Origin of the sequence: Acinetobacter sp. SwsAc4 (assembly GCF_013391535.1) — a bacterium.
Classification (GTDB): Bacteria; Pseudomonadota; Gammaproteobacteria; order Pseudomonadales; family Moraxellaceae; genus Acinetobacter.
Genome location: NZ_JACAXC010000068.1, coordinates 1 through 561 on the forward strand (window position 1 = coordinate 1; position 561 = coordinate 561).

Sequence of the window (561 nt, forward strand, 5' to 3'; positions counted from 1 at the left end):
CCCATTGTCCAATATTCCCCACTGCTGCCTCCCGTAGGAGTCTGGGCCGTGTCTCAGTCCCAGTGTGGCGGATCATCCTCTCAGACCCGCTACAGATCGTCGCCTTGGTAGGCCTTTACCCCACCAACTAGCTAATCCGACTTAGGCTCATCATTTAGCGCAAGGTCCGAAGATCCCCTGCTTTCTCCCGTAGGACGTATGCGGTATTAGCATTCCTTTCGGAATGTTGTCCCCCACTAAATGGCAGATTCCTAAGCATTACTCACCCGTCCGCCGCTAGGATCAGTACCGAAGCACCTCACCCCGCTCGACTTGCATGTGTTAAGCCTGCCGCCAGCGTTCAATCTGAGCCATGATCAAACTCTTCAGTTTAAAATCATTTGTACTTTACTAAAAGTACTAAATCTGGCTCATCAATTTTCTGACTAAAAATTCGCTCAAATAAACTTCGAGAAATTTCTACCATTCAATCAATGAAATATTTTCGATCGATCAATCAGTAAAAATCCACACAAGTTGTTCTTCTATTCTCTTAATGATCTTCTCGATGATTCGTCATCA

1 rRNA gene is annotated in these 561 nt (G+C 45.8%); it reads right to left on the reverse strand.

What is annotated here, in order from left to right:
* Positions 1-372 (reverse strand): 16S ribosomal RNA (locus tag HYG88_RS15160); the annotation flags it as partial.
* Positions 373-561 lie beyond the last annotated feature (189 nt).